Raw genomic sequence first — 7,217 nt, forward strand, 5'->3', positions numbered from 1 at the left:
GACGGTTATTTCCTGAAGTCGGCGCAGGAGATGCGGGAGTACTGGGACCGTGAGGTTCCGGGGGCGGCGGACAACACGCTGCTGATCGCCGAGCGCGTGGAGTCGTATGAGGACGTGTACGCGCACAAGGACCGGATGCCGGTCTTCGACGTCCCCGAAGGCCACACCGAAGCCAGCTGGCTGCGGCACCAGGTCGCCGAAGGGCTCAAGTGGCGGTTCCCCGAGGGCATCCCGGACGGCTACGAGGAACGCTGCGACTACGAGCTCAACGTCATCGAGGGCAAGGGCTTCCCGGCCTACTTCCTGATCGTCGCCGACCTGATCCAGCACGCGCGGGAGGTCGGCATCCTGGTCGGCCCCGGCCGTGGTTCCGCGGCGGGCGCGCTCGTCGCGTACGCGCTCGGCATCACGAACCTCGACCCGATCCCGCAGAAGCTGCTGTTCGAGCGGTTCCTGAACCCGGAGCGCATGTCGATGCCCGATATCGACATCGACTTCGACGACCGCCGCCGCGGCGAGATGATCCGGTACGCCACCGAGAAATACGGCGCGGACCGGGTCGCGCAGGTGATCACCTTCGGCACGATTAAGACCAAGGCGGCGATCAAGGACTCCGCCCGCGTGCACTTCGGCCAGCCCGGCTACTCGATCGCGGACAAGATCTCGAAGGCGCTGCCGCCGCCGATCATGGCGAAGGACATCCCGCTGTCCGGCATCGTCGACTCGAAGCACGAGCGCTACGCGGAGGCCGCCGAGGTCCGCACGCTCGTCGAGACCGACGAAGAGTGCAAGACGATCTTCGAGACCGCCCGCGGCCTGGAAGGCCTGATCCGCAACGCCGGCGTGCACGCCTGCGCGGTGATCATGTCCAGCGAACCGCTCACCGACGCGATCCCGGTGTGGCAGCGCGACGACGGTTCGATCATCACCGGCTGGGACTATCCCTCCTGCGAGGCCATCGGCCTGCTCAAGATGGACTTCCTGGGCCTGCGCAACCTCACCGTCATCGGCGACGCGCTGGAGAACATCAAGGCCAACCGCGGCGAGGAAATCGACCTCGACCGGCTCGGCTTCGACGACCCCGAGGCGTACAAGCTCCTCGGCCGGGGCGACACGCTCGGCGTGTTCCAGCTCGACGGCGGCGCGATGCGCGACCTGCTGCGGCGCATGCTGCCGACCGGCTTCGAGGACATCATCGCGGTGCTCGCGCTGTACCGCCCCGGCCCGATGGGCATGAACGCGCACAACGACTACGCCGACCGCAAGAACAACCGGCAGCAGATCAAGCCCATCCACCCGCAGCTGGAGGAACCGCTGCGGGAGATCCTGTCCGAGACCTACGGCCTGATCGTCTACCAAGAGCAGATCATGCAGATCGCCCAGAAGGTCGCGGGCTACACGATGGGCCGAGCGGACACGCTCCGCCGCGCGATGGGCAAGAAGAAGAAGGAAGTCCTCGAAAAGGAGTACGAGGGCTTCGAAGAGGGCATGAAGTCCAGCCCGCTGGTCGAGGGCGGCTTCTCGCCGGAAGCGGTCAAGGCGCTGTGGGACACGATCCTCCCGTTCGCCGGGTACGCGTTCAACAAGTCGCACGCCGCCGCGTACGGCCTGATCGCGTACTGGACCGCGTACCTCAAGGCGAACTACACCGCGGAGTACATGGCCGCGCTGCTCACGTCGGTGGGGGACAACAAGGACAAGTCGGCGATCTATCTGTCGGAGTGCCGCCGGCTGGGGATCAAGGTGCTGCCGCCGGACGTGAACGAGTCGGCGTTGCGGTTCGCGGCCGTCGGGAACGACATCCGGTTCGGTCTGGGCGCGGTGCGCAACGTGGGCGCGAACGTGGTGGAGTCGATCATCAAGACGCGCGAGGAGAAGGGGAAGTACTCCTCGTTCACCGATTTCCTGGACAAGTCGGAGCTGGTGGCCTGCAACAAGCGGGTGATCGAGTCGCTGATCAAGGCGGGCGCGTTCGACTCGATGGGGCACACGCGGCTGTCGATGATCCAGGTGCACGAGGACGCGGTGGAAGCCGTGGTCCCGCTCAAGCGCCAGGAAGCGATGGGCCAGTTCGACCTGTTCGGTTCGTTCGGAGCCGACGACGGCGACGCGGCCGAGGCGGCGCCGTCCTCCTCGCCGCTCGCGCACCTCAAGTTCGGCGAGGAGGAGTACCCGCGCAAGCAGCTGCTCGCCTACGAACGCGAGATGCTGGGCCTGTACGTGTCGGCACACCCGCTCGACGGGGCCGAGCGCATCCTGCGCAAACACGCGCCGAAACCGATCGCCGCGCTGCTCGCCGATCCGCCGAAGGAGGGCGAGGTCGTCATCTCCGGCCTGCTCACCTCGCTCGAACGCCGGGTCAACAAAAAGGGCGAGCCCTGGGCGATCTGCACCGTCGAGGACATGGACGCCTCGATCGAAGTGCTGTTCTTCGCCAAGGCGTATTCGATGTTCGCCGCGGATCTCATCGAGGACAACGCGGTGCTGGTGAAGGGCCGGGTCAACTGGCGCGAGGACAAGATGTCGGTGTTCGGCGGCGGGCTCGTGCCGCTGGACCTCTCCGAAATCGGCAACGGCGACGAGGAACCGCCGCTGGTCTTGCTGGCCGCCGCCGAGAAGATCGACCAAGCCGTGGTCAGCGAGCTGAAATCGACGCTGCTGGCGCACAAGGGCGATACGCCGGTGCACCTCAAGCTCGTCGGCAAGAACCAGACGGTCTTCGCGCTTTACGATTACCCGGTGAAGGTCAGCTCGATGCTCATCGGTGAGCTCAAGGGCATCCCTGGGATCACCGCCAACACCTGATGGCCGAGGCAGAGCCGGATCCTCGCCGCTGGCGGGCGCTCGCGGTCACCCTCGCCGCCGGGTTCATGACGTTGCTGGACGTCAGCATCGTCAACACGGCTCTGCCCTCGATCCAGCGCGACCTCAACACCGGCGCGGGCACCATCCAGTGGGTGGTCTCGGGCTACGCGCTCGCCTTCGGCCTGGTCCTGGTCACCGGCGGCAGGCTCGGCGACGCGCTGGGCCGCCGCCGGATGTTCCTGATCGCGCTGGCCGCGTTCGTCGCGACCAGCGCGCTGGCCGGAGCGGCCCCCGATCCGGCGACGCTCGTCGCCGCCCGGCTGGCCCAAGGCTGCGCCGCGGGCATGCTGACCCCGCAGAACAGCGGCCTGATCCAGGATCTTTTCCGCGGAGCCGAACGCGGCCGGGCGTTCGGCATGTTCGGCGCGGTCGTCGGCATCTCCACCGCGGTCGGGCCGGTGCTCGGCGGCGTGATCCTCGCGCTGTTCGGCGATCCGGACGGCTGGCGGTGGGTGTTCTACGTGAACGTGCCGATCGGCGTCGTCGCGTTCGGGCTCGCGATGAAACTGCTGCCTCGCGCGGACCGGCGGAAGTTCCGGCTGCGCACGGAAATCGATTTCGCCGGGATCGTGCTGCTGGCGGTAGCTGTGCTCGGCGTCCTGCTGCCGCTCGTGCAGTCCGAACGGGGCGGGCTCGGCCGGTTCTGGTGGCTGTTCGGGGTGGCGGTCGTCTTCGGCGTGGCTTTCGTGTGGTGGGAACGGCGCGTCACGCGAAAGAACCGGCCGCCGCTGCTGGACATCCGGCTTTTCACTGGTACTCCGGGCTATGCCAGCGGCGCGGCGGTCGGGGCGCTGTACTTCTGCGGGTTCGCCGGGATCTGGCTGGTCTTCGCGCTCTTCTTCCAGCAAGGGCTCGGCTACACGCCGCTGCAGTCCGGCCTGGCCGTCACGCCGTTCGCGCTGAGCTCGGCGGTGACGGCGGCCGTCGCCGGACGGCTTGTGGCCCGGTTCGGCCGGAAGCTGACCGTCATGGGCCTGAGCATCGTCGCGCTCTCGCTGCTGGCCGTGGGACTGGTGGTGCAACTGGTGCCGCCGTCGGCCGCTGGATTCGCGGTGGCCGGTCCACTGCTGGTCGGCGGGATCGGCGGCGGCATGGTGATCTCGCCGAATACGACGCTCACGCTCGAATGCGTGCCGAACCGGCTGGCCGGCGTCGCCGGGGGAGCACTGCAGACCGGGCAGCGGATCGGCACCGCGATCGGCACGGCCGTGCTGGCGTCGGTGTTCGAATCGGTGGTCGCGACCTCCGGGCACCAGACCGCGCTCACCGCGGCGATGTGCTGCGCGGCCGGCCTCACGCTGATCGCGCTGGCGCTCGCGACCCTGGAACTCCGGGCTCGACGGCGGCGTGCCATCCTGACGGAGGACCAGCAAGCGGCGCAATCTGCCGCGAATATTCACCGAACGTGATCTCGCACCGCTGATCTTCCCTATTCGGTGAGCTACTACCCGCCACCGGGTGATACTCCATCCGGGTGACAGGTGACCTTCGGCTCTAGTGCTACTCAGAGCAACCGAGTAGACCTTATGGAGCCTTCAGAACGACACTTTGGCTACCTACAGTGGTAATTCGCTCGATCGACCGGGGATGGGTCGATCGGCCGAACGGCCCGGGAGTCCGAAGTTCCGGGGAATGGACACCCGGAGTCGCAGCCCGGTACGAAATTCGTCGGCGTCCGCGGGGGACCGTACGGCGAATCGCCGGGACACTGCCCGGAGTGGCCGGCCGAGTGCGCGCGAAGGCAACGGGGCGGGCCCGGGCGAGGGGGAACCGGGCCTGCCCCTCCTTCTCGTTCCGGCTCGGTCTCGCCCGCGGTACCGGTTCTGCCCGCGCCGCTTGACCTTCCCCTCGGGGCCGGCCCCACGCTCAGGGTGTTCCAAACGAGGGAGAACCCATGACGGACCTGCTTGCCATCGGCGCGTTCGCGCGCCTGGCCCGCCTTTCGCCCAAAGCGCTGCGGCTGTACGACGAGATGGACCTGCTGCCGCCCGCCCGCGTCGACCCGGACACCGGCTACCGCTGGTACTCGCCGGATCAGCTCGACCGGGCGCGCCGCGTCGTCCAGCTGCGCCGGATCGAAATGCCGCTGCCGCGGATCCGGACGGTCCTCGACCTGCCGCCGGACGCCGCGGCGACCGAGGTCCGCGCGTACTGGGACGAGCAGGAACGGGAATGGCGCGCGAAGCAGGAACTCGCCGGGTTCTTCCTCGACCAGCTGACCGGGAAGGAAACCCCGATGTACGACGTGTCCGTTCGCGACGTGCCCGCGCGCACCCTGCTCACCGCATCCGAGCACCTGACCGCCGACCGGATCGGCGAGTTCGCCGCCCCGCTGTTCGCGTTCTTCGGCGGCCCGGCGGTCCCGCGCCCGTCCGGAAGCGCCGGGCGGCCGTTCCTGCGCTACCACGGCGAAATCAGCAATGACAGCGACGGCCTGGTCGAATTCTGCTGTCCGATCGACCCCGAAGGCGGGGAAGTCGCGTTTCCGGAGATGACGCTCAGCACCGACGAGGCGGGTCGGGAGGCTTACGTCACCGTGCCGAAGGCGAACATGATGACCGCGCTCGGCGTCGAGTCGCTGCACCAGTGGCTGACCGGCCACGATCTGGAAGCGGACTGGAAGCCGCGCCAGATCTTCCTGTGCGACCCCGGGCAGGCTGGCCCCGGCGACCCGGTCTTCGAACTGGCGGTCCGGCTGCGCTGAGGCGTCCGGTTCACCCGGTTCCGGCTGCTCGGGGAGGTCTCGCTCGCGCCAGGGCGTCGATCATGCTGGGATGGCCCCGATCTGCGGAAAGGGGAGCGCTCATGGCCCACGAGTCTTTGCCGGGCAACCGGATCCGGGTGTGGTACCGGCCGATGCGGGCGCGCGACACCAGCGAGGGACATCGCGCGTCGACGCCGCTGGAACTGCTGTTCGACCTGTGTTTCGTGGTCGCCGTCGGCCAAGCCGGTGCGCAGCTGCATCACGCACTTTCCGAAGGCCACGTCGGGCACGGGGTGCTCAGCTTCGCGATGGTGTTCTTCGCGATCTGGTGGGGCTGGCTGAATTTCAGCTGGTTCGCCTCGGCGTTCGACACCGACGACGTGCCTTACCGGCTGGCGACTCTCGTGCAGATCGCCGGCGGCCTGACCGTCGCGGCCGGCGTGGACAAAGCCTTCGAGGGCGACTTCACGATCGTGGTTGTCGGCTACGTCCTGATGCGTCTCGCCGCAGTCACCCAGTGGCTTCGCGCCGCGCGGCAGTCACCGGAACTGCGGACGACGGCGTACCGCTACGCGGCAGGCATCACGTTCTGCCAGATCCTGTGGATCGCCCGGCTCGCGCTTCCCGGCACAGCGGGGCTCGTCAGCTTCTTCGTCATCCTGGTCCTGGAACTCGCGGTGCCAGCGGTGGCGGAGGCGCGGGCCACCACGCCGTGGCACTCGCGCCACATCGCCGAGCGGTACGGGCTTTTCACGCTGATCGTGCTCGGCGAGACCGTGCTCAGCGCCACCAACGCGGTGAAGGAAGGGCTCGCGGAGGGCGAGCACACCGGGGCCCTGGTGTCGCTGGCGGTCGCGGGCTTGGTCCTGGTGTTCGCGATGTGGTGGCTGTACTTCGACCAGCCCGGGCACGCCCGGCTCGAACGCGGGAACTCGCGGTGGACCGCGTTGAGCTGGGGATACGGGCACTACCTGATCTTCGCCTCGGCCGCGGCGGTCGGCGCCGGGCTGGAACTGGCGGTCGGCTTCGACAGCGGAAAGGCGCACGTGAGCGGCCTCGTGACCGCGCTGGCCGTGACGATCCCGGTCGCGGTCTTCCTGCTGAGCGTGTGGCTGCTGCACATCGGCCCGACGAACGAATGCCGCCCGATCGCGATCGGCTTCCCGGCCGCCGCGGTGCTCGTGCTGGCGGCGTCCTTCGGCCCGGCGCCGATCCACGTGACGGCGGCCCTCACGGCGATCCTCGTCGGAGTCACGGTGATCGCGACGCACGGCGAGCGCGAGCCAGGCTGACCGTCCGCGGGCCGTGGTTGCCGGATCCGCCGGATCGACGCAGGTCAGCGGCTTGGCGCGAAAAAAGGGACCCCCCTGTTCGAGGGCTGTTTCGGGCCGTGTAATGTTCTCTTCGTCGCCAGGGAGACCGGGCGGCCGCCGGGGCCACGAACCAAGCTCCCACAGTAGTGGTAGAGTGGGTGGTCCCAAAACCTCCGGAGCTGAACCAGCCCCCGACGAAGCCTCGAGCTTCCCAGGGTGTAGAGTTGGACTCCGGAAAAACAAAAGCTTGAAATAACGCATCGGGTCTGGCCTGGTTGATTCTGGGTTGGGTTCGGGGTGTGTTGCTTGAGAACTCAACAGTGTGCTAGTGAACT

General features: G+C 68.2%; 4 protein-coding genes. All 4 read left to right on the top strand.

Annotated features, from left to right (window positions below; all coding sequences use genetic code 11):
• Positions 1–2,805: DNA polymerase III subunit alpha (gene dnaE / locus ACZ63D_RS42960; RefSeq protein ID WP_465360081.1), on the top strand; the 2,805-nt coding region annotated here is incomplete at its 5' end.
• The gene (locus tag ACZ63D_RS42965; RefSeq protein ID WP_465360082.1) at positions 2,805–4,274 is read left to right on the top strand and encodes an MFS transporter; all 1,470 of its coding nucleotides are present in this window, start codon (positions 2,805–2,807) and stop codon (positions 4,272–4,274) included. The genes dnaE and ACZ63D_RS42965, both read left to right, overlap by 1 nt.
• A 485-nt stretch (positions 4,275–4,759) precedes the next feature.
• Positions 4,760–5,569, top strand: coding sequence for a MerR family transcriptional regulator (locus ACZ63D_RS42970; RefSeq protein ID WP_465360083.1), 810 nt, complete (start codon positions 4,760–4,762; stop codon positions 5,567–5,569).
• A 101-nt stretch (positions 5,570–5,670) separates the two neighbouring features.
• Complete coding sequence (locus tag ACZ63D_RS42975) at positions 5,671–6,861, top strand: low temperature requirement protein A (RefSeq protein ID WP_465360084.1); 1,191 nt, start codon at positions 5,671–5,673, stop codon at positions 6,859–6,861.
• The last annotated feature ends 356 nt before the right edge of the window (positions 6,862–7,217 follow it).

It is taken from the genome of Amycolatopsis sp. NPDC104775, from assembly GCF_055583325.1.

Bases quoted from the DNA above. Each gene is read 5' to 3' on its own strand.
- ACZ63D_RS42965 (WP_465360082.1), top strand. From the start codon at position 2,805: ATGGCCGAGGCAGAGCCGGATCCTCGCCGCTGGCGGGCGCTCGCGGTC.
- ACZ63D_RS42970 (WP_465360083.1), top strand. From the start codon at position 4,760: ATGACGGACCTGCTTGCCATCGGCGCGTTCGCGCGCCTGGCCCGCCTT.
- ACZ63D_RS42975 (WP_465360084.1), top strand. From the start codon at position 5,671: ATGGCCCACGAGTCTTTGCCGGGCAACCGGATCCGGGTGTGGTACCGG.